Source organism: Mucilaginibacter sp. P4_D1 (assembly GCF_056401935.1).
Map to the genome: position 1 here is coordinate 14,671 of NZ_JBFUIJ010000010.1, position 24,901 is coordinate 39,571.

Sequence of the window (24,901 nt, forward strand, 5' to 3'; positions counted from 1 at the left end):
GAGTCGGGCTTCAACTGAAAGTAACTGGCGTGGTGTAGGCTACTCTGCGCGCAACGCCATTTTGCGAACCCGGCTTCCATTTTGGCGAAAGTTTGATAACACGCACTGCCTCTTTATTAGCCTCGGCACTAAGCCCTTTAATTACTTTAATATGGTTTAGCTTTCCAGTCTTTTCCACAACAAAATACACCAAAACTTTGCCTGATACCCCTTTTAATGGCCGCAATTTTGATTTTATAAACGCCGTAAGCTTATCCTGCCCGCCCGGAAACTGAGGCAGCACTTCGCCAGGCTCCGCGGTAACGGTGTTGGTTTTAACTGTATCCTTTTGTACATTGGCAAATGAATGTTGTCCTATAAAACAAAAGGTAAAAATTGCGATGATTGGTGCAAGGTTAAATTTCATATTCCCTGGTATTAAAGTAAATTCTGTATTTATATTTTATCTGCAAACCCTACCATAACAATAAAATACACACTTTGTTGGCATATGGATAATTTGTTTAATTGGATTGGCATGTTACTAGCTTGTTAATCAATAGTGTTAAACTCTGCAAACATGTTTCCGGCCTCGGCAAGGCTGTTTAGGTTTACATAGTCGCATACCTCTGCATACTCGGCCCACAACTGGTGTACAACAGGGTTGGCATGTGCCTGCCTGATGGCATCGGCCGATAGCCACTCAAAAACTTCTATTACGGTGCCATCAGCGGCTTCCATAATTATGGCTTCGCGGTTAGTAACAAGCCCTTCGGCCCTTAAACGCCGTACATGGGTTTTGGTGAGTTCTTTCAACTCCAGGGCTTTGCCGGGCTTGGGTTTGTAAGCTACAATAACTATGCGTGCCATAAGGGTTTTATTAAATATAATAATATGAACCGGATCTTGATGCGCTTGTTCATATACGCCTAAGTGTCAATTTTTTAATAAATATATAAAATGTTACTTAATGCCAACTTTACTTAAAAGCAATCGTATAAAAACAGCATAAAGCTAAATTAATTTTTTTTATATAGTGATGATTAAACCGCACAGATGGTTTACATTTTTGGTTGGGGGGCTTGTATTGTTTGCAGGCCTTTTATCCCCGAAAGATGGTAAAACACAAGCGCCCGAAATAAAATTTAAGCAAATCAGTATCGAGCAAGGCTTGTCGAACAGTTATGTTTTTGCAACGCGGCAGGATAGCCGTGGCTTTATGTGGTTTGGCACACAAGATGGCTTAAACCGTTACGATGGGCAACAAATGGTTGTTTACCGCAACATCCCGGGCGATAAACATAGTTTGAGTGACAACCTGATCAAGTATATTTACGAAGACAGCAACAAGGTTTTATGGATTGGCACATTAAACGGACTAAATAGCTTTAACCCGTATAGCAATACATTTACGCGTTACAATCACGAGGCAAAAAATAAAAATAGCATTAGCGGAAGCATGATAGCTTGCATTTTGGAAGACACACAGCATATTTTATGGGTGGTTTCTGAAGATGGCGGCCTTGATATATTTAACCGGCAAACAAAGCTGTTTACTCATTTTACCCACAACAAAAAAGTTGGCAATAGCATTAGTGCGGGAGCTGTCCATTACATTTTAGAAGACAGGCAGAACAGGCTTTGGATAGCAACTGATTCTGGTTTAAATGTGTACAACCGCCGCACAAAAAAATTCAGCCTGATAAAAAACAAATTTGGCCCCACAGCTAATGATATACAATCTATGCAGCTGGCCCGGCATGGTAAACTTTGGCTGGCCACTAAAACTGCCGGGGCGATTGTTTTCGATCCGCAAAATAGTTCCTTTAAGCAGTATCAACATATTCCGGGATCGGCTGGTAGCCTATCGGGCAACGAAATAACACTTGCGGGTTTGCTTATTGACCACGACGGCCATGTTTGGATAGGTACCATCAACGAAGGACTTAATCTTTATAATCCGGCAGATGACAGCTTTTACCACTATACCCATAAGTTTTATGATCCGACAAGCCTTGCACAAACCTCGGCATCGGGTTTGTTTGAAGATAACCAGGGCAACTTATGGGTTGGTACGGGCCGCGGAGGTATCAGCCTGTACACACCGGCTGCCAACAGGTTTAACACTTACCGGCAGGAAAAAGCCCCCAATAGTTTAAGCTTCAGCGATGTTAAGTCGTTTTGCGAAGACAGCGAGGGTAATATCTGGATTGGTACCGATGGGGGCGGGCTAAATCTTTTTAACCGGGAGAAAGCATCGTTTAAACATTTCAGATACAACGAGGCCGACCCGGCCAGCATTGGGTCGGATGCTGTGCTTGATATTACCGAAGACCGCGATAAAAACCTATGGATAAGTACCTGGGCCGGCGGGCTAAACCGGCTCCGCCCGGGGAGCACCAGGTTCACTCGTTTTAAAAATAATCCGAATGACACAACAACCATTAGCTCGGATATGGTATTTAAAACCTTCCAGGATAGCGAGGGTAACCTGTGGGTAGGCACTTTTGGCGGGGGGCTTAACCTGCTGGATGCTAAAACCCACCAATTCAGGCGTGTTACCAAAGACCCTGATGGCGTTACCAGTTTTTTAGGCAATAACGTTTTTGTGATTAACCAGGATAAAGCCGGCAATGTTTGGTTTGGCGGCGACGACGGCGGGTTAAACTGCTATAATTTAAAAACCAGGCGGTTCTCGCATTATTTTAATGGATCGGCCAAGAAGCCCGATATCAGGGTAATATTTACCGATCATAAAGGACGCTTGTGGATCGGTCAAACGGGCTTGTATCTTTTTGATGTGAAAAAAAACGCATTTGCTCCTTACAGCCAACAGCCAGAGCTGCTTGATGATGTGATTAAGGGTATAACCGAAGATGAATTTGGCAACCTATGGGTGTCGGCTAATGACGGCTTGTCTATGTTTAACCCGGATAAGCACACCTATAAAAAATTTAATATTCATGATGGGCTGCAGGGGATTGAATTTGAATCCAATTCGTTTTTAAGGGCAAAAGATGGCGAAATGTTTTTTGGCGGTACAAAAGGGCTTACTACTTTTTATCCTAAAAACATCAAAATCAACACCTTTCTTCCGCCTGTTTTTATTACAGGGCTTCAAATTTTTAATAAAACCATCGTTCCGGGGCAAAAGGATTCGATATTAAAAACCGATATTTCTTTAACCAGGCAACTGCAGTTAAACTACAAACAAACATCACTTACGTTTGAATTTAACGGGCTGAATTATGTAATACCCGAAAATAACAGCTATGCCTATAAGTTGGAAGGGTTTGATACAAGCTGGACAACTGCCGATGCCACAAAAAGAGCTACCTATACCAATCTTGATCCGGGTACTTATACATTCAGGGTAAAAGCGTCAAACAACGATGGCTTTTGGAACCCCAAAACTGCTTCGGTTCAAATTATTATAACCCCCCCGTACTGGCAAACGCTTTGGTTCCGTATTTTGGCTGTGCTAACCTTTATCGTTGGCATTTATTCCTATTACCGCCACCGTATCGATGGTATCAGCAAGCAAAAAATAGCGCTTGAAAAGCAGGTTAAAGAACGGACTGCCGATATTGCCAATAAAGCCGAAGAACTGCAAACGCAATCAGAAGCACTACAGGCGCAGGCCGAAGAACTACAGGCGCAATCAGAAGAATTACATTCGTTAAATACCGAATTGACTATAAAATCAGATAAACTGCTTGAGCAGGCCGATGACCTGACAGTGCTTAACCAGCTGCTTACCGAACAAAAACACCAGGAACATTTGGCCCGCGAAGAAGCCGAAAAAGCTAACCTGGCAAAAAGTACTTTTTTGGCCACCATGAGCCATGAGATACGCACGCCAATGAATGGTGTTATAGGAATGGGATCATTACTGGCCGAAACCAACCTTGACAGCGAGCAGCGCGAGTATACCGATACGATTATCAATTGCGGCGAGAGCTTGCTGAATGTGATTAATGACATCCTTGATTTTTCTAAAATAGAATCAGGGAAAATTGAAATTGAACATGAGGATTTTGTGCTTCGTAAAAGCATAGAAAATGTGATGGATGTGTTCTCGACCAAAATTGCCGAAAAACATATTGATTTAATTTACGAAATAGATACGGATGTACCGGCATGTATTGTGGGCGACGAGCTTAGGCTTAAACAGGTTTTGATAAACCTGGTAAGTAACGCCATAAAGTTTACCGAGAAGGGAGAAATATTCATAAGGGTGTTTGCTGCATCAAAACCTCATGACGGTAATATACTGATAGGCTTTAGTGTTAAGGACACCGGTATTGGCGTTCCTGAAAACAAGTTATCAAATTTATTTAAGCCTTTTAGCCAGGTAGATTCTTCAACCACCCGAAAATATGGCGGTACCGGGCTTGGTTTGGTAATTAGTAAAAAGCTTGTTGAGTTTATGGGCGGCGAGATATGGGTTCAAAGCCTGCCTTCAGAAGGTTCGGTTTTTAACTTTACTATTAACGCCGGGGTAAGTAATGCCAAAGCGCCCCGCGACGATATGTATACTACCGTGGGTTTTACGGGGGTGCATGTATTGATTGTAGATGATAATAAAACCAACCTCAAAATTTTAAAAAACCAGCTTGAAAACTGGGAAATGAAAGTTACTGCAACTACTTCGGGTAAAGAAGCCCTTAACCAATTGATAACAGACAATAGCATACAATTGGTTATTACCGATATGGAAATGCCCGGGATGGACGGCGTTGGCTTAACCAAATCAATAAAGAGCATTAATGAATTAATGCCGGTTATTATGCTTAGTTCAATAGGCGACGAAAGCAGGAAAAAATTTCCGGGATTGTTTACTGCTATTTTAATAAAGCCCGCTAAGCAGCAGTACTTATTTAACAGCCTGCAAATAGCGTTAAACTTAAATAATAACACCCCGTTGCCTGAAGATAAAAGCAAACAGATGCTTTCGGTTGATTTTGCGGTGCAAAACCCGCTTAAGATACTTGTTGCAGAAGATAACCCTATAAATCAGAAATTGATACAGCGCATTTTAATTAAGCTGGGTTACGTACCAGAAATGGTTCAAAATGGTTTTGAAGTTTTGACTGAAATGGAAAAAAATGATTTTGATGTAGTACTGATGGACATACAAATGCCTGGGATGGACGGACTGGAAACAACCGCCAACATCAGAAAAAACAACAGGCCGCAACCCTATATTATTGCTATGACGGCAAATGCTATGGCCGAGGATAAAGAAATATGCCTGCAAGCCGGCATGGATAACTACATTGCCAAGCCGATGAAGCTGAACGAGATCATTGATATGTTGAAAAACGTTTCGGCCACTTATAAGCAAAAAGCCTGATGGCCGTGTAAAATATTTTATCAGCAATAACGGATAAATTGCAAACCCTTGCCCTGTAATTTGGTTAAGCTATACGGAGATAATCAAAATTACCATGGCAAAAAAAGTTGCAGACCAATTGGTGCAGATGTTGGTAGATGCCGGCATCAAAAGAATTTACGCGGTAACAGGCGATAGCCTTAACGAAGTAAATGATGCCGTAAGGCGCGAAGGCAGTATTCAGTGGGTTCACGTTAGGCACGAGGAAGCCGGTGCCTATGCCGCAGGTGCCGAAGCACAGCTAAACGGACTTGCCTGCTGCGCCGGCAGCAGCGGACCGGGCCATGTGCATTTAATCAATGGGTTGTATGATGCCCACCGCTCGGGTGCGCCGGTTATAGCCATTGCATCAACAATTGCAAGCTTTGAGTTTGGTACAAACTATTTCCAGGAAACCAATACCACTAAGCTATTTGATGATTGCAGTTATTATAACCAGATAGCCACCACACCAAAACAATTGCCGCGCATGCTGCAGGCCGGCATCCAAAGCGCCTTGCATCAAAAGGGGGTTGCCGTAATTGGTCTGCCGGGAGATTTATCCGGAATGGATGCCGTTGAAATAGAAACATCAACTCAAAACTTTAACATTATCCCGCTTATCCGACCCACAGATGCCGACTTACAAGAGTTAGCCGCGTTGGCTAACCGTTATAATAAGATCACTATTTTTTGCGGTATCGGTGCCGCCGATGCGCATGACGAAGTAGTGGAGTTATCACAAAAACTGAATGCTACGGTAGCCTATTCGTTTCGTGCTAAAATGGATATCCAGTATGATAATCCTAATGAAGTGGGCATGACGGGCTTGCTTGGCCTGCCATCGGCTTACCACAGTATGCATGAGTGCGACCTGCTGATCCTGCTGGGTACCGATTTTCCGTATACACCGTTTATGCCTGCAGATTGTAAAATAGTGCAGGTAGATATTAAGCCCGAACGACTTGGCCGCCGAGCCAAAGTTGATATTGGTTTATGCGGAACTGTGAAAGATACATTGACAGCGTTGATGCCACTCATTACCCAAAAACAAGATGACAGCTTTTTGCAGGCCCAGCTAAAAGTGTATGCCGATGTAAAAGACAAAATGCAAACCTATGTGGACGATAGCGGCGAAACCGATAAAATTCACCCAGAATTTGTGGCTCATGTACTGGATAAACTTGCCGCCGAGGATGCGATTTTTACAGTAGATACGGGCATGTCATGCGTGTGGGGTTCGCGTTATATTAATGCTACCGGCAGGCGTAAAATGATAGGCTCCTTTAATCATGGATCGATGGCCAATGCTATGCCCCAGGCTATAGGCGCGGCGCTTGCGCGGCCAGGGCAGCAGGTGATAGCCCTTTGCGGCGACGGCGGCCTTTCGATGCTTTTAGGCGATCTGGCAACCATTGTTCAATACAAATTGCCTGTTAAAATCATTGTTTTCAATAACCGCTCATTGGGCATGGTAAAGCTGGAGATGGAAGTTGCCGGCCTGCCCGATTGGCAAACCGATATGTACAACCCCGATTTTGCACTGGTTGCCCAGGCTATGGGCATTAAGGGCTTTACCGTTACCGAGCCCGGCGATGTAAGACAGGCTATAAGTGATGCCCTTGCTTTTGACGGCCCCGCGTTGTTAAACGTTTTTACCGACCCTAACGCCCTGGCCATGCCGCCGAAAATTGAACTGAAACAGGTTGCAGGCATGGCCGTTTCCATGACTAAATTAATGCTTAACGGCCATATGGACGAGGTATTGGATACCGTTAAGGCCAACTATAAGCATTTGAAGGATTTGTTGTAATGTTGTTTTAAAACAAGCCAAACTTATCCCGCATCATGTGACCATCTTTCAGCACATAGGTTGTGGCTACTTCGTGGCCAAGGTCTTTAAAAACCATTATCCTGCGGTACTTGCCGGGGATGAGGTTGTAAAAAGCATATTCGTTGTTAGGGGGGGCCAGGTGGTCGAGCAAACCGATACCCAGCAGGATGGGGGTTTGAATGTTTTGCGCAAAGTTTTTGATGTCGAAGTAATCCAGGTTGTCTAATACCTTATCAAATTTAACCCCTTTTTCGCCTGCATATTTGTGTAAATCGTACATAGGCCAGTCTTCCTGGTCGGCAAGGTTGCGGATATCACTCAGGATAGGATTTTGTGATGAGATGAGTTGCACTCGATTATCCAACCCCGCTACCGCAGCGGCAAAGAAACCGCCCAGGCTACCACCGGATACCTCAATACGTTTAGGGTCAAGCTCGGGCCGCGAATAGATGAAATCAATGGCGCGGATACAATCCATAATGGCTCCACGGAGAACGTATTTGTTTTTATCCTCAGCATTCAGGCTAATATAATCAGGTCTTTTAGGATGAATTACATCGCGGCTGTTGCCCTGGCCACGTACGTTAAGGGTAATAATGGCAATATCATCATCCTCACCTAACATGGGTTTTAAATCAACCTGGTAGCCCGGCAATGCTAAAAGGGTGGTAAAACGCCTGTTCTTGATAGTGGTTTTAGGGATTGTTAGCCAGCCGCGAACAGTGATATTGTCCAGCGAGCGCATCTCTATTAAGTAAACCTTGCGGTTTTCTGTTTCCTGATCGGCTTTTTCGGTCATCTTGAATTGCGGATTAACCGCAGCTAATTCGCTTTTGGTAGTTTGCCAAAAACTGTCAAAATCAGCAGGGCGGCCATGCTGCGATTGGATCTCTTCCGGGCGGATGCCAAACACACGGCGTGTTGTATCGTCATAATCAGATACATTGATCATAAAATTGATCTTGTAAAATCCCGGTTTTTGCTCGGGTATGGTAAAATCGAAGCTGGTGTTGCTGTGTTTGGACAGGCTTACTTTCCTGCTTTCTTTTGCAACTGTACCCCCGGCTGGCGTAAGGGCTATGTAAGATACGGTACCTGTTTGTGGTGCATCGGTAGCATTTTTTACCGTAAAGGTATAACTGGCCTGGCCGCTAAAAATGGCATCTTTACTGCCCGCAATAAGCGTGGTTGATACTTCCTGATCGGCCCTATGAACAGTTGTTTTAGCATTCGCGCTGCCCATTATTAACAATATGGCGAGTTGTAACACCAGGATAATGGATTTTAGGCTGTTCATAATTCGTATCAAATATATATTATACTACCGGGTATCTAACCTGTAATTCAACGATGCCGAAAGGCTTGTTCCTGCACCTGTATTGCGGCCGGTTATAAAAGTTCCGCCGGTTAAAAACAGCGATAAGTTTTTAGTAAATGCATGCCCGTAGCTTGCCGACACCTGGTTAAACGCAAAGTTTTTACTGGTATTAGGATTGGCCGAAATAAGTGGGTTAGGATTTATAAATGAATTATTGCTGGTGGCGTAAAAGCCGCCAATACTTATCGAAAGCTGCTCCTTGAATTTTTTGTCGAGTGTTAAACCAAAGGTTAGGTTATACCTGTCCTGGAAAACCGATTCGCTTCCAAAATATTCGCGAACGGCATTTTCGGCAACAAAATAGCTTTGTTTGCCAAACAAATGCCCACTGCCGGCAAAGGCAAGCTTAAGTTCCGATCCATAGTATCCATAGCCCAGGCTTGCATTATTGCGGTAGGTAGGGATTATACCGGTCGCTTTTATACTGAAATAGTATTTGTAATTGATGTTGGCCAGGTAATATTTCAGGCCGATTTCAATATCCTGTAAACCCGATGTGGTGATGGCATGGGTTAGGCTATCGGTACTAAAGTAGTTCATGGAATAGGGCACCAGGGCAGATAGGGTAAACTTTCTGCTGATGCCATATTCGCTATAAAACGCGTAACTTACAGAATGAAAACGCCCGTTATCATCAAATGCCCGCCGGTGGCTTGTTGAATCGAATTGTTTGTTAGCAAAAAAGTAACTTACCGATGGCGATAAAATAAACCGGCCCGGCCTTACCGGAAAGCCATCGGCATAGCCGTTGCGTGGCGCAAAAGCCATTAGTATTGCCACTGCAAGCAGGTATTTAAATAGCTTTTTGTTAAGGGTTGTGTTTTTATCCATAGGTATATCTTTAAAATAATCCAAAGGTATCGCGCATCCAGGCACCTTCGTAATCCTTATATTTTTGGCTCACCTCGTGTCCCAGGTCTTTAAATACCATAACTTTTTTATTGGTATTTAGCGAGTTGTAAACCGCAAAGCCGTTGCCCGGCGGCACATAGGGATCAAGCAAACCCAAACCCAACAGAATAGGGCACTTAATATCAGTTGCAAAGTTTTTTGTATCGTAGTATTCCATGTTATGCAAAACCTGCTCAAATGTTACACCAGGTTTGCCGGCAACATATTTCCTGATATCTTTTATTGGCCATTCAACGGTACCAACCAAATTGTGCACATCGCTCAGGATAGGGTTTTGGGCCGAGCAAATGGTTACCCGGTTATCCAATGCTGCAAGAGCAATAGCCAGGTAGCCGCCCATACTGCCGCCTGTAGCCAGGATTTGATCGTGCCTTAACTCCTTACGCGAGTAAATAAAATCAACCGCACGTACACAATCCATAATTACGCCCCGCATCACATATTTATCCCTGTCTTCAATATTGTATGATATGAAGGCATCGCGTTCGGTATGTATAACATCGCGGCTATTGCCCTGGCCCCTGGTATTAAGCGTGATGATCACCAGGTCATCGTCGCGCCCTACAATAGGTTTCAAACTCACCTGGTAGCCCGGTAACCCTAAAAGTACCGAAAATTGTTTGTTTTTGTTACTGTTTTTAGGAACGGTCATCCAGCCGCGGATAGTCAGGTTATCCAACGATTTCATTTCAATGAGGAAAACCCTGCGGTTATCAGTATTTTGTGATGGATCCTCAGTTACCTTAAATTGTGGTTTTACTTTAGCCAGTTCGGCTTTGGCATTCGCCCAAAAGCTATCAAAATCAGCAGGTTTTGCAAATGCAGATTTAATCTCGTCGGCCCTGATACCAAAGGCCCGGCGGGTGGTATCGTCATAATCAGATACGTTGATCATCATATTAAGCTTATAAAACCCAGTTTTAAGCGCGGGGATTTCAAAGCTGTAGTGCTCCGCGCTTTTTTTGGCAATTTTTACGGGTTTTGAAAGGGCTTTAACCTTTACACCCTTTTCGTCGGTAATAAGGTATGATACGGTGCCTTCCTGTTGGGTATCATAGGTGTTTTTTACGTCGAAGGTGAATGATGCAACCGAATTAAATATACCCTCTTTGTTATTAATATTTAATATGGTTGATACGCTTTCCTCATCTTCTTTTTTAGGGTTAACAGGGGAATCGTGCTGCGCAAATACCTGCTGAAAAGCTAATAACGCCCCGATTAATATTAAGTATCTTTTTAATTTACGCACCATAATATATTCACTAAGCATTGATGTTTTCCGGTTCATTTTCGGGCTTACGCGATTTGTTTTTAATCAGAAAATCTGATTTACGGATATAATGGTTTAAAGGTTCCTCTATTAGTTTGAATAAAGTGATTGAAATTATGTTTAAAACGATAAAAGCATACACAAGGTTTAAACTATCGTACTCAAATGGCGAATGCCACTCCACCCCCCATTTATCATAAAGTGCAAAAGTATAATCATTAAGCCAGTTAAAGCCAAAATGTAAAAAGTTGTACATGTAACCCAAGTGTACCAGGTAAAATATATAAGAGCTTTTGCCCAGCAGTTCCACAAACGGGGTGGCCAGGATCTTTTTCAGCAAGGTTGTCTCGGTAAGTATACCATAAAAAAACAACGTAATTGATAAAGCCAGCAGGTAGTTGTTGGTGATAATGCCCAACGGGTTATGCAGGCCGGCTTCCTGTCCCTGAGGAATAGGTAGCACCGACATGATCCATACGCAAACGAAAATCAGGATAAAGCCCAGGTAGGTGAGTTTCTTTTTGCTGTTACCATCCGGTTTTTGTCTGCGTACAATAAGGGCAAGCTGTATGCCCGCAAAAAACTCAAAGCACCGGCCCAAAAAGGTATACAACATCATGAAAGTGAAGTTGCCAAAAAAGCCATACCAGTTAACATGGCTAAATATTAATACAAGTACAACGCCCAGACCGGTAACAGCAATGGGCTGGATATAAAACTTTTTGTATTTGGTAGCTATCAGGAAAATGAAAGGCGCCGAAAAGTAAAAGCATTCTTCAACCGTTAACGACCAGCCCTGCGCTACGCCGGTAAATTTAAGCTGATCAAAAAAGCCCCGCAAAAAAACAATGTTCATCAGGAACATGGCTATAGGGTTATGCCCGGCAGTAACAATTTGATTGTTGGTAAAATAAAAGGCAATGAAAGCGCCGATGGTTAAAATGGCATACATGGGATATATGCGTGCAACCCTGTTTTTAAGGTACTGCTTAAACCAGTCTTTGGTAAGTTTAAAACTATCAAAATACCTGAAAGCAATTAAAAAACCCGATAATACAAAGAAAATTGTAACCCCAATGTGGAACTCGTTAAAAAAGCGTTGCACAGAGTGAGGAAATTTTTCATCAAATACATACGCAAAGTGCGATATAAAAACCAGGTAGGCAGCCATTGCGCGTACACCGGTTAGTGCTGGAATATAATTTTGTTGCGCTCGTTGTGACAAAACGTATCTAAGTTAGAAATTTTCGATGGAATTTTTCAACTATGGGTTAACAAAACTGGTACCAAACAGGAATATAACAGGCACGTCTATTTGTTATCCACGCCAAAATAGCTATCGCAATGTTGCAAATTGAAAATATTTTATATTTTAGTTGCTTACTAGACTTTATGCGCAAACTATTACCATCGTTGCTTTTGCTTTTTTGTTTTAATAACCTGCGGGGGCAGGAAATCATAGAACAATTTTTAGGCATTGATAATTTTCCGAATAAATTTATTATAGCAAACAAGGTTGTACGTAGAGTTAAGTATGAATATAAACTGAACGGCCATGGTATTGCTGATTCTACTTATATGGGAGCCATAAATTTCAATTATAACAATGAAGGGCATCTTACCGACCAGGTTCACTTTGATAAAGACAATTATTTGGACGAGAAATACATGTATTTTTACTATGATTTTGGCTTGATTAGCAAAAAGATTGAATACGAATACCCTAAGCGAAAGTTGTATCCCGAAAGTTTAAACATGACTCATGAGTTTGCTTATGATAGCATAGGCAGATTGCAATATCATGTAAGTTATAATCAGGATACATTGTTTGTAAACCGTGATAAAAGAGATTATGATGCTAAGGGACGCCTTTACCGGATTACAAAGACGACTAATAATTTACCTACATATGTATCCAATATGGCCAGTTACAATGAAGATAATAACCTGGAAGTGATAGACTACTTCTACAAACAAAATACGCCTGACTTTAGCTATAAGATGAACACAGATACAACAGAGCAGGGAGATAAAATTATCAATATATCTAAAATTGTACCTGGAAAAGATGAGGATTATTGGTGCACCTACAAATTTAACCGCTATAATCAATGCACTGAAATAATAGGGTTTGACGTTGTTGGTTTGCAGAAAACCAAGTACACCGAAAAATTAATATATAACACAGACGGCACTTTGTATACCATGATTTTTTATATCAACAAAAAGATGCGCAGGATGTATAAGTTTTACTACCATAAATAGCAATGAGTTTGGTGTTGCTATCGTGAAAAGGATTAAACCAACGCACTTCCCTGTACCACACCACGGCTCAGTATTCTTTGATCAATATAATATTGGATCTCCGATTTTTTTAAGCCCCAGTTTGGTGCTATCAGCAGTTCGCGGTCGCTTAAGCCAAACAGGCGCTGGATCACGATATCGGGGCGAACGCGGGGAAGTAGTTCGCATAAAAAGTCGGCATATTCGTCAATGCCAAATAGTTTAAACGGTTCGCGTTTGTATTTTACACCCATTACCGATCCTTCTACAATATGCAGGTGATGGAATTTTACAAATTTTATCTGCGGGAAACGATTTATCTCATCGGCATATTTAAGCATCATTTCATGTGTTTCCCAGGGGAAACCAAAAATGGTGTGCACACAAATATCCAGTTTGCTGTTCTCAACCAATTTAAGGGCTTTTACCAATTCCTCGTGATCGCAGCCACGGTTTATCTGGCCCAGGGTTTCGTTGTATATCGATTCCATGCCCATTTCAAGGTCAACGTCAAACCTATCGGTGTAACTTTCCAGCAGGGCAATTTTTTCGGCATCAATACAGTCGGGGCGTGTGCCAACGCTCAGGCCAACAATATCTTCGGTGCCGTAGCTCAGCGCCTCATCGTACATCATTTTTAAATAATGCGTGGGGGCATAGGTATTGGTGTTGGGCTGAAAGTAGATGATAAATTTATCGGCCTTATTGCCTTTGCGGGCACGTTCCATGCCTTCTATCACCTGCTGGCGTACCGTAGGGGCATTGCGGCTAACCGATGGGGTAAACGAATCAACATTGCAATAGGTACAGCCGCCATAGCCCTTGCTGCCATCGCGGTTGGGGCAGGTAAAGCCGCCATCAACAATTACTTTAAATACCCGGTGGCCTTTATATTTTTCTTTAAGCCAGGGGCCGTAATTGTTGTAACCCTTTTCCCAAACCGCTGTTTTCTCTCCTGTTAATTGCATTGTGCCGCAAAGATAAGGAATTTGTTGCAGCTGCGTATTGCGGGAAATTACAGACGATAAGTCATTTACCTTAACAATCAGTTCACTTTCAAATAAGCCTTTTTATACTCATTTAGTACGGTGGTTATTTTTGATGGATTTCTCCACTCAAATAAATGGATTATCCAAACCGTAAAGCTTAACAAACCTACCGGGGCTACAATGCCCAGGCCAAGTTTGTTGATATCGGCATCGCGGCTGCTTACCAGGTTAAGGTAATCCTGGCCGCTTCGCGTATAAAGATCCTCGGCAAAACACCAGGCGCCATCGCGGGCATTACCAAGAGCAAATTGAATTAGGATGGAGTTGTTCTGCGCGTGCAAACCGGCTAATGACATTAATGGGGATACCTGGTTTAGCTCGGTAATAACCTCATAAGTGAGGGCAGATAAAATGGTGTTAATGGCATTAAAATCGTTATGCACCTGGGCCAGTGGTTGGTTAAAAGCCTGCGCGGTTTCAACAACTGCAATACCCAAATCAAGGTTAATATGCGCGTTCATGCCGATAAGCAAGTGTTGCAGTACCATTTTTCGGGGTTTATCAAATATGCCGAAAGCAAGCGTCCACGATGCCGAGGGCTGTTGTTTTTGCTGCCATTGACGATAGGCCGTAATATATCGGCTTGCAAAAGTAACATCCAGTTGCTCCATTCTTTTGCCATCCTCAAACTCGCCGGCCAATATTCCCTCCTTTACTTTACAGGTTACTTTGTGGTACAGGGCAGCAAAATACCCGGCCCGGCTGCCGGTTTGTATGGCATCGGCAATGATGGTTTCCAGTTGTGTTATAATTTCATCAATAGTTGTAGCTTGCATAGGTAATTGGATATTGCCAGGTGTTTAATGGAGCTAAATATAGCTTAATAAGCTGGCAAAACTGCAAGCGCATGTGCCTATACAATTTGTAGATGATGACAGGTATATAGCCTTACAGGGAGCCGGATTCCGGCCAGTTTTTCCAATGCGAATTTGGTGCGATGGTTGGTTGGTATAAAGAAATATCGCCGGTAGCAATTACTGCCGCCAATTGTTGCCATGTTTCGTAACTGCCGGGGCGGTTATTTTCCCACTCTTCCATATTAAACCGGGCTGTTTTTTCCTGATGCTCCCTGATCATGTTTTGAATAAATTCCTGCGTGAGATCGAACATGCTAAGCCTTTCGGCAGAGTCAAAAGGAGACCGCGTTTGGGTAAACTCTTTATGGTACCACTCATCAAGCACCAATATTTTTTTAAGACCGGGCGGGATTGATTTGTATAGCTCCTCATCAGTAGCCCTGAAAAGGTGGGCGTGATCAATTACTGCCAAACGTGCGGCCTCTATTATTTGTATTTCATCGGGCTCGTATTCGGCCAGGGTTATCCCTGCTTTATCGTAATCTGCCTTGTTGAATGAAAGCGGAACTTTTTCGCCTCGTACAATCCAGAAGTCGGCATCCGGGAGCAGTGCTTCAATGTCGGTGGTTGAGTCAAAAGATTTATCGTCGATGGGATAATTCCTATAGGTATTAACAGAATGGCCATCGTAGTTTTCAAGGTTGATAAGGCAGTTGCCAAAGTAAAAAAGTTCGGAAGTGATATATGTACCCCTCGGATTGTAACCAAGTACTTCGGCTGCTACTGCCCACTCGTCATTATCTCCACGGAAGATGTTCAGCCTGCTGTCGATAAGGAAAATATACGGGTGGCTTAGCGTTATGAAATAGTTATAACTAATAGCATTGCTGTGATCAAGCGTATGTAGGATATCGGCGGGGTGAAGCATAACCTGGTTGTTTGTTGCATGAAGTTACGATATGGAAGATGAATTTTGCAGTTTGTTCAAGAAAAATATATTGGATAGATCCCTGAATTAGCGACGTACCGACGGGCTATAAACCTCAAAAGCCGGTTTCGTAAAACCAGCTTTTGTTTGAATTTTTAAATCGCTTTCCTGGGTGCTACATAAACTTTTTCCACCAGGCCGAATTATAAGGGCCTTTAACTTCGGTGGGCTTACCCGGTTCGGGTACAAAAAGGTCTATCTTTTTATCTTTGGCAAATTTTTCCAAACGTTCAACCGGCTCGTACCAGGCGTGTGGCGCCAGGTTAAACGTGCCGTAGTGTATAGGCATCATGAGCTTGCCTTTTAGGGCTATGTGGGCATTTGTAGCATGATCGGGACCCATGTGGATATCCGGCCAGTATTTGCCGTAGGCGCCTACCTCAAGCATCGTTAAATCAAACGGGCCAAAGGCCTTGCCAATCTCTGCAAAACTGGGCGACCAGCCAGAGTCGGCTCCAAAATAAATATTATGTTTTGGGCCTTTTATTACAAAGCTTGCCCAAAGCGTTTCGTTACGGTTTACCACGCCCCGGCCCGAAAAATGCCTTGATGGGGTAGAGGTAACAACAACCTGGTTCCCTATCAACACGCTATCGCCCCAATCCATCTCAAATACAAAATTCTTAAATATGCCCCATTTTTCAAGATATTGGCCTACACCAACCGAACAGTAAAAAGGGATATCGGTTCCTGCAAAAAATTTAATCGTATCCTTATCCAGGTGGTCGTAATGGTCATGCGAAAGCAGCACCGCATCCAGTGGTGGCAAATCTTGTAATGCAACGGCCGGTTTAAAAAAGCGCTTCGGCCCAAAATATTTGGAAAATGACGCCCTATCGCCCCAAACCGGGTCGGTAAGGATACGTTTGCCATCTATTTCAATCAATATGCTGGAGTGGCCAACCCAGGTAATGCGCAGGCCGCTTTCCGGCGCGTCGTTATAAATTGTAACGTCGGTTTTAAACGGACCTATCGGTTTTTTTGGAGAGTTCTCGGCTTTATTGCCCATATACTCGCGTAAAATGGGAATCATTTTTCCAAAACCTGCCTCGTCGGTAGGGATAACGTTGATGTATTTTTTTGCCTTTTTGCGGGATCCTTCTAAACTCATGGAAACAATAATAGTACTTATACGGGGTGTGATAACTTTAACACAAAAAAGTTACGATAGATTGTTGCTGCCGGTTTTATTTACTTAAAAATGATATTGTTGTATCGCAAAATGCAATTAGCGATGCGGGCAAAACATCGCTTAAATAAGGATGGACACCGCCAAAAGTATGGTCGCCGCCAGGCAAAATAAAAAACTCAGCATCGGGATGTGCTGCATACAATTCTTCGGCATGGCTTAACGGAACGGTGGGATCTGCATCGCCGTGCATCAATAGCCAGGGCTGCTTAACTTTTACTGCCTGTGCCAATATATCCAGGCGTTTAGGATGCTTATCCAAATCGCCCAGCAGGGTAGATTTTAAGGGCATTTGTTGGCCTGTACGTTTATTGGGCATGTAAATAATGCCCTGCAAACGCCATTGTATTTCTATTTCTTCGGGCCAAAGGTTATAAAAGCTTGATATAGACGCCATGGTAACCAGTTTTTTTATCCGGCTATCCTCTGCCGATTTAATGATGCTGATACCGCCGCCCATGCTGTGGCCAATAAGGTAAACCCCACTGGCCGTTGCCATGCCCGATCCGCTACAGGCAAAATCAATAATGGTATCCAAATCCTCCAGCTCTATCGAAAAGGTATTATCGCTAAAAGCTATCAGGTCGGCAAAATCAAGCGGGTTATCAGGCGTGGTACCATTATGCGAAAAATTGAATTTAAGGTATTTAAACCCGGCATTGGCAAAGTAGGCGGCCACTAAATTATGCGTGCCCCAGTCTTTAAAACCTTTAAAGCCATGTGCGAAGATAACTATTGGTGCATTTTTAAAAGCGTCATCGTAAGTTACGTCTATCAGCATGGGCCGGCCTTTGGCACCGGGGAGTGTATAATTATCTTTACGGATCATGGGGTTAAAACTATACTTTTTTCCCGTTAAAAGTAATATTATACAAATCGGTCCGGCGGTCTTTCAAATTTTGTACGCTGCCGTATTCATGCAGTTCACCCAGCAGTGAAAGGTCTACGTCGGCTATTACAATCATCTCGCTGTTTGGCGTGGCTTCAGATTGAATTCCGTTGGTAGGGAAGCCAAAATCCGACGGCGTAAATACCGCCGACTGTGCGTAGCTGATGCCCATATTATTTACATTGGGCAGGTTGCCCACGCAGCCCGCTATGGCCACATAACATTCATTTTCGACGGCCCGCGCCTGCGAGCAAAACTTAACCCGGTTATAGCCGTTTTGGGTATCGGTTAAAAATGGTACAAACAGGATCTGCATGTCCTGGCTGGCCAGTATCCGCGATAACTCCGGGAACTCCACATCGTAACAAATCAGGATGCCTATTTTGCCGGCGTCGGTTTCAAATACTCTAACCTCGTCGCCGCCACGAATACCCCATGAACTGATCTCGGATGGGGTAGGGTGAATTTTATAAACCTCTTCCATGCTGCCGTTGCGCCTGAACAGGTAGGATACGTTGTATAACGAATCTTCAAAAATGGTAGGCATGCTGCCCGCTATAATGTTTACATTGTATGATACCGCCAATTTTGAAAATTCTTCGATGATGGGTTGGGTATATTTGGCCAGTTCGCGCATGGCTTTGGCACTGTCCATGTGGTTGTAATCGGCCATCAATGGAGTGCCGAATAACTCGGGGAACAGTATAAAATCTGCCTGGTAATCGCTTACCGCATCTACAAAATATTCGGCATGTTTTAACAGTTCGCTAATGTTATTGTACGGGCGCATCTGCCATTGCACCAGGCCTATGCGTACCACTGTTTTTTGATTAATAGCGGTGTTTATTTCCTCATAATATACATTGTTCCACTCTATCAGCGTAGCAAATCCCTTGCTGCGGCTATCTTCGGGCAGGTAATTGCGCAACACTTTACGTACGTGAAAATCATTTGCCAACTGGAAGGATAGGGTAGGGTCATATATCTCCTTATATTTTACCTTATCAATATACTGGCGGGGGGTAAGATCGTTCTGGAATTTTTGATAATTAGGTATGCGGCCACCGGCAATAATGCTTTTCAGGTTCAGCTTTTCGCACAGGGCTTTGCGGGCATCATAAAGGCGGCGGGCCAGGCGCAAGCCGCGGTATTTTGGATGGATAAATACATCTATGCCGTATAAAACATCGCCCTTATCGGTATGGGTTTTAAAGGTACTATCGCCGGTAATTTGTTTGTAGGTATGGTTATCGCCAAATTTTTGATAATCGACAATGATGGCCAACGCGCAACCTACCACCACATCGTTCACGGTTACACAAATTTGCCCTTCGGGGAATATTTTGATGAGCTTCTTAATGGAGTTGGCGTCCCAGTAATCCTCATCCATATCCATGTATGCCGATTTCATCGACTTTTTTAATTCCTGGTAATCCTGTACTTCCAGGTTACGCATTTCAACACTTTGCAAATCCATATTGTACTTTTAAGATGCTGTATCCTTAAATAAAAAACCCGGTGATTTGTTTTGTCCTTAAGATAAGCCTTTGATGTTAATTTTTGCGGTGCCACCAAACCCACAGCATCAATACCGGTTGTAAAATTAAGCGTCCCCAGGCAAAAAGTGGTGTTACGGTTATGTTACCTAATTTAAAAGGCGCATCAATAAGCATTTGGATATGAACCGGTAAAAACGCAGCCAGCATCAGCATAATACCATATACCGCCCAATGCCTTGTTTTGGGCCATATCAGCATAAGCGCAAATGATATTTCTGCTATCCCGGCAATAATGTTCATTAAAACCGGGAAGGGTATATAATGCGGAATGATTTGGATGTAGGATTCGGGGTTTATGAAATGATTTATGCCCGCAAACGTATAACCAACCACCAGTATGAACAGGCTAACCTTTTTTAATAAATGCATTTGTTCAATATACATAATTTTGCGATGTATTGTTTTGAGCAGTTTTTATGTGGTTTTTCGGTCATTTTGGCTAATTTATAACCATTCTAAATACTTCTGTTTGACAAAGTGTTGACATTGCATCGCATATATAGTGATATTTTTGTTCGGTCAAATTTAAAACTGCTTTGAAGTATTTAAAGGTTATTGCTTTTACACACAAACAGATTGAACTGAAGGAAATAGGAAGATTGGTGGTTTGCCAGGAAAATCTAACTGAAAAGCTTCAACAGGTTAAAACTCAATTTGGAATACCGGAAATATTCTATCTGGCTACATGTAACCGTGTGGAATTTGTTATGACTACCCCACAGGTAGTTGATAAGAACTTTGCCAAACGTTTTATTGAAGCTTTTAACACCGAGCTGTGTGAAAACTCCCTGAGCACTTTCATGGATGGCGCTTCTATTTATGAAGACCAGGAAGCTATGGTACACCTGCTGCGTACTTCATGCTCGTTAGAGAGTTTGATAGTTGGCGAAAAGGAGATACTGGCCCAGCTACGCAAAGCCTACGAACACTGCAAAGAAGCAGGCCTTACCGGCGATGGACTGCGCATGATCATGAATTGTGTGGTTAAAACAGCCAAGGAAGTTTATACGCATACCAATATTTCAAAAAATCCTATTTCGGTTGTCTCGTTAGCTTATCGTAAGCTTAAAGATTTAAACCTTTGCTCAAACGCCCGTGTATTGATTATCGGGGCCGGCGAAACCAACCGCAATTTATCTAAATACCTTCAAAAGCATAAGTTCAGCAACTTCGCGGTTTTTAACCGTACTGTTTCAAAGGCGGCTGAACTGGCCAAAGACTTAAACGGTGAGGCATTTGACCTGGAGGCGCTTAAGACATACAACAAAGGCTTCGACGCCATTATCACCTGCACATCGGCAGTTGAACCTATCATCACTACCGAAATTTACCAATCGCTGCTTAATGGCGAAACCGGCAAAAAAACCATCGTTGATTTGGCCATCCCTAACGATACCGCTCCCGAAGTTTTAGAACAATTTCCAGTTAACTTTATCGAAGTACATTCATTAAACGAGGTTGCCAAACGTAACCTGCAGGAGCGCTACCACGAACTGGTACACGCCGAAGGTATTATTGAACAAAATATAGCCGAGTTTTTAACCCAACTGAAACAACGCCGCATTGAAGTGGCCATGCGCCAGGTGCCCGAGAAGATAAAAGAGATCCGCAACACGGCCATCAATTCTGTTTTTGCTGATGAAGTACAAAGCATGGACCAGCAATCGCGTGATATCCTGGAAAAGGTGATTAACTACATGGAGAAAAAATATATCAGCGTGCCCATGATTATGGCTAAAGATATATTGATTAATGAGAATTGATTTCCATTAATTTGCAGCTGCAGCGGGTTTAAAGAAGTATAACCCGTGGTAATACATAAATTAAGCTTCCAGCTTAATTTACCCTAATAATTTTCATGGACGATAATTTAAACTGGAAGCTTAAATGGTGTAAACCACGAGTTACGCTTCGCTAAACTCGTGGCGGCTATTAATTAATACTCCAGCCACTTCCAAAACCTTACAGAAACCATATCTCCTTCTTTGTAACTATCGGGTTCTCCGTTTGATACGCGGAGCAGTACGCCCTCTTTTTCGAGTATCAGGTCTTCATAAAAACCACGGAAAAGGATTTGTTTTATTGTCCAGCTTTTGGTTGATGAGATCAGTTTGATCCTTATCCAGTCGGGATAAATTACCACATGTTCTTTTATGGTTTCGATACCGCAAATCTGCGCGTCGGCAGCGCTAAGCACGTTACAGTTGCTTAACAGTTGGGCGGTATACAAATGCTGCGGGTGTTGATACAACGTTTTTGGATGTCCCTGTTCCACAATTTGCCCGTTTTTTATCACTACCAGTTCATCGGCCATAGATAGCACCTCGGCCGGGTCATGCGACACCATGATCACTGTAATACCAAGCTCTTTTACAATTTGCCTGATGTCCTGCTGCAAACCCTCGCGGAACGAGGTATCAACCTGGTTAAACGGCTCATCCAGTAATAACACCTGCGGGCGGGTAATTATGGCTCTTGCAATGGCCACGCGCTGCTTCTCGCCGCCACTCAGGTCGGCCACCCGTTTGTCGGCCATGTGGAGCATGTTAAGCTGTGTTAAAATTTGCTCGGTTTTTTCCTTTTTTGCCTTTAGGTCGGTTGCCGGCAGCATGGCCGCTACGTTATCCCAAACTTTGGCAAACAGGTTCAGGTCGTCGGTATGTTGGGTAACCATTTTCATGGCATCGTGGCCGGGAATCAGTTTTTCTTCGGGACCCCAAATGCGGTCGCCTTTAAACTTAACAATGCCTTCATCAGGAGAAAGCAGACCGTATAATAATCGCAGCAGCGTGCTTTTCCCGCTTCCGCTTTCGCCAATAATAGCCGTTATTTTTCCGGGTTGGATAGAGATATTTGTAGTTTTAACACCGGCCGCCTGTTTACCGGGATATATTTTACTTACTGCAATAGCCTGCAAAAAAGGGATGTCTGACATTAAGGCAAAGATAGTAGGATTAAGTTGATTAAGTAAGTGGTTGATTGGGTTGAGTAGTTGATTATCCTGGATAAATAAATTATCTGATAACCCTATTTTAACTCAATTAACTCATTCTAACCTAATCAACCCAATCCAACTTAATCAACCACTCACCATTTCATTAAAATCCCAGCGTCAACCCGAAGCTGAAATTCCTCAACCCTTCCTGGGCGGGGCTGTTTTCAAACATATCATTAAAGTAGTATTTGGCGTAGATGCCCATGATGCCGTAGCCCATGCGGATGAATGCGCCTTTGCGCAGTTTGGCAAAATGGTAATCGTCATCAAATTTTTGCTTGCCGCGTTCTTCGCTTATTTGTTTTACGCGTCCGTTAAGCAGGATGCCAACCTCGGGCCCAACAACCAGGCGGAAGTAGTTACCACGGCTATCCTCATGACTGCGATAGTAGAATGATAAAGGGATGCGCAGATAGCTTGACGAAAAACGGTTTTTGCTGAAGTGGATGCTATCCGGCAAAAAAGTTAACACAGGCGCATTACGTTGTATGGTAATATCCTGGCGCAGGCGAATGTTGGTCCAATCAAACCCACCCGAAACATATATTTTAAAGGCGCTGTTAAAACGGTAACCAAACTGCACCACATCAAAACCAAAGTTGGCTGTTTTAGCCTGGCGGTAACTGAGGAACTTATTTTTTTCAGATAAAGTAAAGCTGCCGTTGTCAACCAGGGTAGCAAAGCCAAGGTCGATCCTTGAAAAGGTAATGCCGAAAGAAAAACCGGGGGCTTTTGTCCTTTGTACCTTTGTGCTGTCGTTGCTATATGGAGATACATAGGGCACATCGCGACCAAGCCCTAATTTAACTTTGATATGTTTTTTGGTTACAATAGTGGTATCTGTACCCGTTTTGGTCGAGTCGACTATAGTGGTTGTGGTAGTTGTGGTGGTTTGGGCAAAGCCGTAGCTTGCTGCAACGCATAGCATTGCCGTTAAAATTAAGCGTTTCATATTATCGGGTATATATTTTTTCTTTAGATTTTATTTTTCTTTTTTTACTTTAATGATGCCCAGGTTTACACCGGTAATGGTGGCATCGTCCTCATCGGTATTGCTAAATTCAATGATCTTATCTTTGCGCTTATCAACAGCGGCAATCATTACATTAAACACATCGCCCAAACTGCGGATCTTATGCTTTTTTGCCGGCGTTGCTGGCTTAATAGTTGCCACTTCTGTTGGGGCAACGGGCGATTTAATACTTGCAAAAGCCGGCGTTTCGTCAATATGTTTTTGGAATATCCTGGTAACTGTATCTGGCTGTACAGTAACTTTTACTTCCTGCTTGTTAGTTGCCGATGCTAATACCGGCTGCTGATCGTCGGGCTTTGCAATATCCCTGGCAGGCGCGGCTGTAACCGGGGCTGTTGTAACCGCTTTTTTATTCGGTTTGTGTATGCTGATAGCCGCTAAACTATTAGCCGGGGCTGCCACCGCCTTCTCTGGCTGTTTACCGGCAGCAGTTTCGGGCTGTGTTGCCTGGATCGGCCCGGCAACCGTTTTTGGTTGTATCGGATGGCTGACACCTGCCAGCCCATCTTTTTTAGGGTTGATTGTTTTTACTTCTTTAGGGATAAATAAAACACCGGCGGTTATCATTAAAACCGCTGCCGCGGCAATACTCAGGTATGGCAGCCATACCTTTTTGCGTTTGCCTGCATCCAATTCGCCGGTAATCCCTGTCCACACGTTTGCAGATGGTTCTATCTCGTAGTCGTTTAATGCCGATTGAAATAGCTTGTCCAAATCCTTATCCTGCATATCCATAGCTTTTGCTCTCCATTTTTGCAATTTGTTCTTTTAATATCGTTCTCGCCCTTGATAGCTGCGATTTTGATGCCCCTTCGGTGATGCCTACAATTTCGGCAATTTCTTTGTGTGCATAACCCTCCAAAGCATACAGGTTAAATACAATACGGTAACCCGGTGCCAGTTGCTGTATCAGCCCCATCAGCACTTTGGCATCAAGATTGGCGGCAGCTATCGGGTTAACCGATGGCTCGGTGCCTGCTTCGTCTATATCAACCACCTGCATCATTTTGTGGTGCTTGCGATAGTATTCAATAGAACTGTGTACCATGATGCGCCTTACCCAACCTTCAAATGATCCATCTGCCCGGTAATCAGCCATTTTGCCAAATACTTTTATAAACCCGTTTTGCAGCATGTCTTCGGCCTCCATTCTATCGGTAGCGTAGCGCATACACACGGCCAGCATTTTACCCGCCAATTGTTTGTATAACAATTCCTGTGCCTTACGTTCGCCCGCTTTGCAGCGTTCAACCAATTGTTCGATAGTATATTTAGGTTCCAAAAACATCATTTAAAAGTAAGATGGTAACCTGGGGCAAATGGTTGCATGGGGTTTGAAATATTTTTTAGTTGGGCGACTACGCTTTTATAA

General features: G+C 43.2%; 21 protein-coding genes. 4 read left to right on the plus strand and 17 right to left on the minus strand.

The annotated features are described in order from the left end of the window. Positions 1–10 precede the first annotated feature (10 nt). The gene (locus AC1DV1_RS11335) at positions 11–406 is read right to left on the minus strand and encodes an energy transducer TonB (RefSeq protein WP_477358895.1); all 396 of its coding nucleotides are present in this window, start codon (positions 404–406) and stop codon (positions 11–13) included. 125 nt (positions 407–531) lie between these two features. Further along, positions 532–849: a hypothetical protein gene (locus AC1DV1_RS11340; protein WP_477358898.1), complete on the minus strand. Its 318-nt coding sequence runs from the start codon at positions 847–849 to the stop codon at positions 532–534. A gap of 169 nt (positions 850–1,018) precedes the next feature. Here AC1DV1_RS11340 and AC1DV1_RS11345 point away from each other — a divergent pair, with 169 nt between their 5' ends. Both AC1DV1_RS11345 and AC1DV1_RS11350 read left to right on the plus strand, forming a co-directional pair. Continuing rightward, positions 1,019–5,335 (plus strand): hybrid sensor histidine kinase/response regulator, encoded by a 4,317-nt coding sequence (locus tag AC1DV1_RS11345; protein WP_477358901.1) that lies wholly within the window; start codon positions 1,019–1,021, stop codon positions 5,333–5,335. 94 nt (positions 5,336–5,429) lie between these two features. Continuing rightward, on the plus strand, positions 5,430–7,166 hold the full coding sequence (locus AC1DV1_RS11350) for a thiamine pyrophosphate-dependent enzyme (protein WP_477358904.1): 1,737 nt from the start codon (positions 5,430–5,432) through the stop codon (positions 7,164–7,166). A gap of 7 nt (positions 7,167–7,173) precedes the next feature. Here the strand turns inward: AC1DV1_RS11350 and AC1DV1_RS11355 are convergent, their stop codons facing one another. Genes AC1DV1_RS11355 through AC1DV1_RS11370 form a run of 4 tightly spaced genes read right to left on the minus strand, consistent with a single transcriptional unit; the run spans position 7,174 to position 11,972 of the window. Next, positions 7,174–8,484, minus strand: coding sequence for an acetylxylan esterase (locus AC1DV1_RS11355; protein WP_477358907.1), 1,311 nt, complete (start codon positions 8,482–8,484; stop codon positions 7,174–7,176). A gap of 24 nt (positions 8,485–8,508) precedes the next feature. Further along, positions 8,509–9,396, minus strand: a complete 888-nt coding sequence (locus tag AC1DV1_RS11360; RefSeq protein ID WP_477358910.1) for a hypothetical protein — start codon at positions 9,394–9,396, stop codon at positions 8,509–8,511. 10 nt (positions 9,397–9,406) lie between these two features. Continuing rightward, positions 9,407–10,765 (minus strand): acetylxylan esterase, encoded by a 1,359-nt coding sequence (locus AC1DV1_RS11365; RefSeq protein ID WP_477358913.1) that lies wholly within the window; start codon positions 10,763–10,765, stop codon positions 9,407–9,409. Next, complete coding sequence (locus tag AC1DV1_RS11370) at positions 10,740–11,972, minus strand: acyltransferase family protein (RefSeq protein ID WP_477358916.1); 1,233 nt, start codon at positions 11,970–11,972, stop codon at positions 10,740–10,742. The genes AC1DV1_RS11365 and AC1DV1_RS11370 overlap by 26 nt, the downstream gene beginning before the upstream one ends. 167 nt (positions 11,973–12,139) lie before the next feature. On the opposite strand from AC1DV1_RS11370, the gene AC1DV1_RS11375 reads away from it, so the two are divergent. Beyond that, positions 12,140–13,012, plus strand: coding sequence for a hypothetical protein (locus tag AC1DV1_RS11375; RefSeq protein ID WP_477358919.1), 873 nt, complete (start codon positions 12,140–12,142; stop codon positions 13,010–13,012). A 32-nt stretch (positions 13,013–13,044) separates the two neighbouring features. Here the strand turns inward: AC1DV1_RS11375 and mnmL are convergent, their stop codons facing one another. The 7 genes from mnmL to AC1DV1_RS11410 all read right to left on the minus strand — a co-directional run bounded on the left by mnmL (position 13,045) and on the right by AC1DV1_RS11410 (position 19,870). After that, a complete protein-coding gene (mnmL, locus tag AC1DV1_RS11380; RefSeq protein ID WP_477358922.1) occupies positions 13,045–13,998 on the minus strand; it encodes a tRNA modification radical SAM protein MnmL/YtqA in 954 nt (317 codons plus the stop codon). Between the two features lie 77 nt (positions 13,999–14,075). Then, a complete protein-coding gene (locus tag AC1DV1_RS11385; RefSeq protein WP_477358925.1) occupies positions 14,076–14,855 on the minus strand; it encodes a DUF5995 family protein in 780 nt (259 codons plus the stop codon). A gap of 112 nt (positions 14,856–14,967) precedes the next feature. Further along, on the minus strand, positions 14,968–15,804 hold the full coding sequence (locus tag AC1DV1_RS11390; protein ID WP_477358928.1) for a DUF7003 family protein: 837 nt from the start codon (positions 15,802–15,804) through the stop codon (positions 14,968–14,970). 175 nt (positions 15,805–15,979) lie between these two features. Further along, positions 15,980–16,975, minus strand: coding sequence for an MBL fold metallo-hydrolase (locus AC1DV1_RS11395; RefSeq protein ID WP_477358931.1), 996 nt, complete (start codon positions 16,973–16,975; stop codon positions 15,980–15,982). A gap of 76 nt (positions 16,976–17,051) precedes the next feature. Further along, positions 17,052–17,882 (minus strand): alpha/beta hydrolase family protein, encoded by an 831-nt coding sequence (locus AC1DV1_RS11400; protein WP_477358934.1) that lies wholly within the window; start codon positions 17,880–17,882, stop codon positions 17,052–17,054. 10 nt (positions 17,883–17,892) lie between these two features. Beyond that, a complete protein-coding gene (locus AC1DV1_RS11405) occupies positions 17,893–19,419 on the minus strand; it encodes a GNAT family N-acetyltransferase (RefSeq protein WP_477358937.1) in 1,527 nt (508 codons plus the stop codon). A gap of 76 nt (positions 19,420–19,495) precedes the next feature. After that, a complete protein-coding gene (locus tag AC1DV1_RS11410; RefSeq protein ID WP_477358940.1) occupies positions 19,496–19,870 on the minus strand; it encodes a DoxX family protein in 375 nt (124 codons plus the stop codon). Between the two features lie 167 nt (positions 19,871–20,037). Here AC1DV1_RS11410 and hemA point away from each other — a divergent pair, with 167 nt between their 5' ends. Beyond that, a complete protein-coding gene (gene hemA, locus AC1DV1_RS11415; RefSeq protein ID WP_477358943.1) occupies positions 20,038–21,264 on the plus strand; it encodes a glutamyl-tRNA reductase in 1,227 nt (408 codons plus the stop codon). 173 nt (positions 21,265–21,437) lie between these two features. Here the strand turns inward: hemA and AC1DV1_RS11420 are convergent, their stop codons facing one another. From AC1DV1_RS11420 to AC1DV1_RS11435, 4 genes are all read right to left on the minus strand, one after another. Then, positions 21,438–22,436 carry an ABC transporter ATP-binding protein gene (locus AC1DV1_RS11420; protein WP_477358946.1) on the minus strand — a complete coding sequence of 333 codons (999 nt, stop codon included), beginning with the start codon at positions 22,434–22,436 and terminating at the stop codon, positions 21,438–21,440. Positions 22,437–22,599: 163 nt separating this feature from the next. After that, entirely contained in the window at positions 22,600–23,448 is an 849-nt protein-coding gene (locus AC1DV1_RS11425) for an outer membrane beta-barrel protein (RefSeq protein ID WP_477358949.1), read from the minus strand. Positions 23,449–23,478: 30 nt separating this feature from the next. Then, the gene (locus AC1DV1_RS11430) at positions 23,479–24,288 is read right to left on the minus strand and encodes a hypothetical protein (protein ID WP_477358952.1); all 810 of its coding nucleotides are present in this window, start codon (positions 24,286–24,288) and stop codon (positions 23,479–23,481) included. Next, a complete protein-coding gene (locus AC1DV1_RS11435) occupies positions 24,248–24,820 on the minus strand; it encodes an RNA polymerase sigma factor (RefSeq protein ID WP_477358955.1) in 573 nt (190 codons plus the stop codon). The genes AC1DV1_RS11430 and AC1DV1_RS11435 overlap by 41 nt, the downstream gene beginning before the upstream one ends. Positions 24,821–24,901 lie beyond the last annotated feature (81 nt).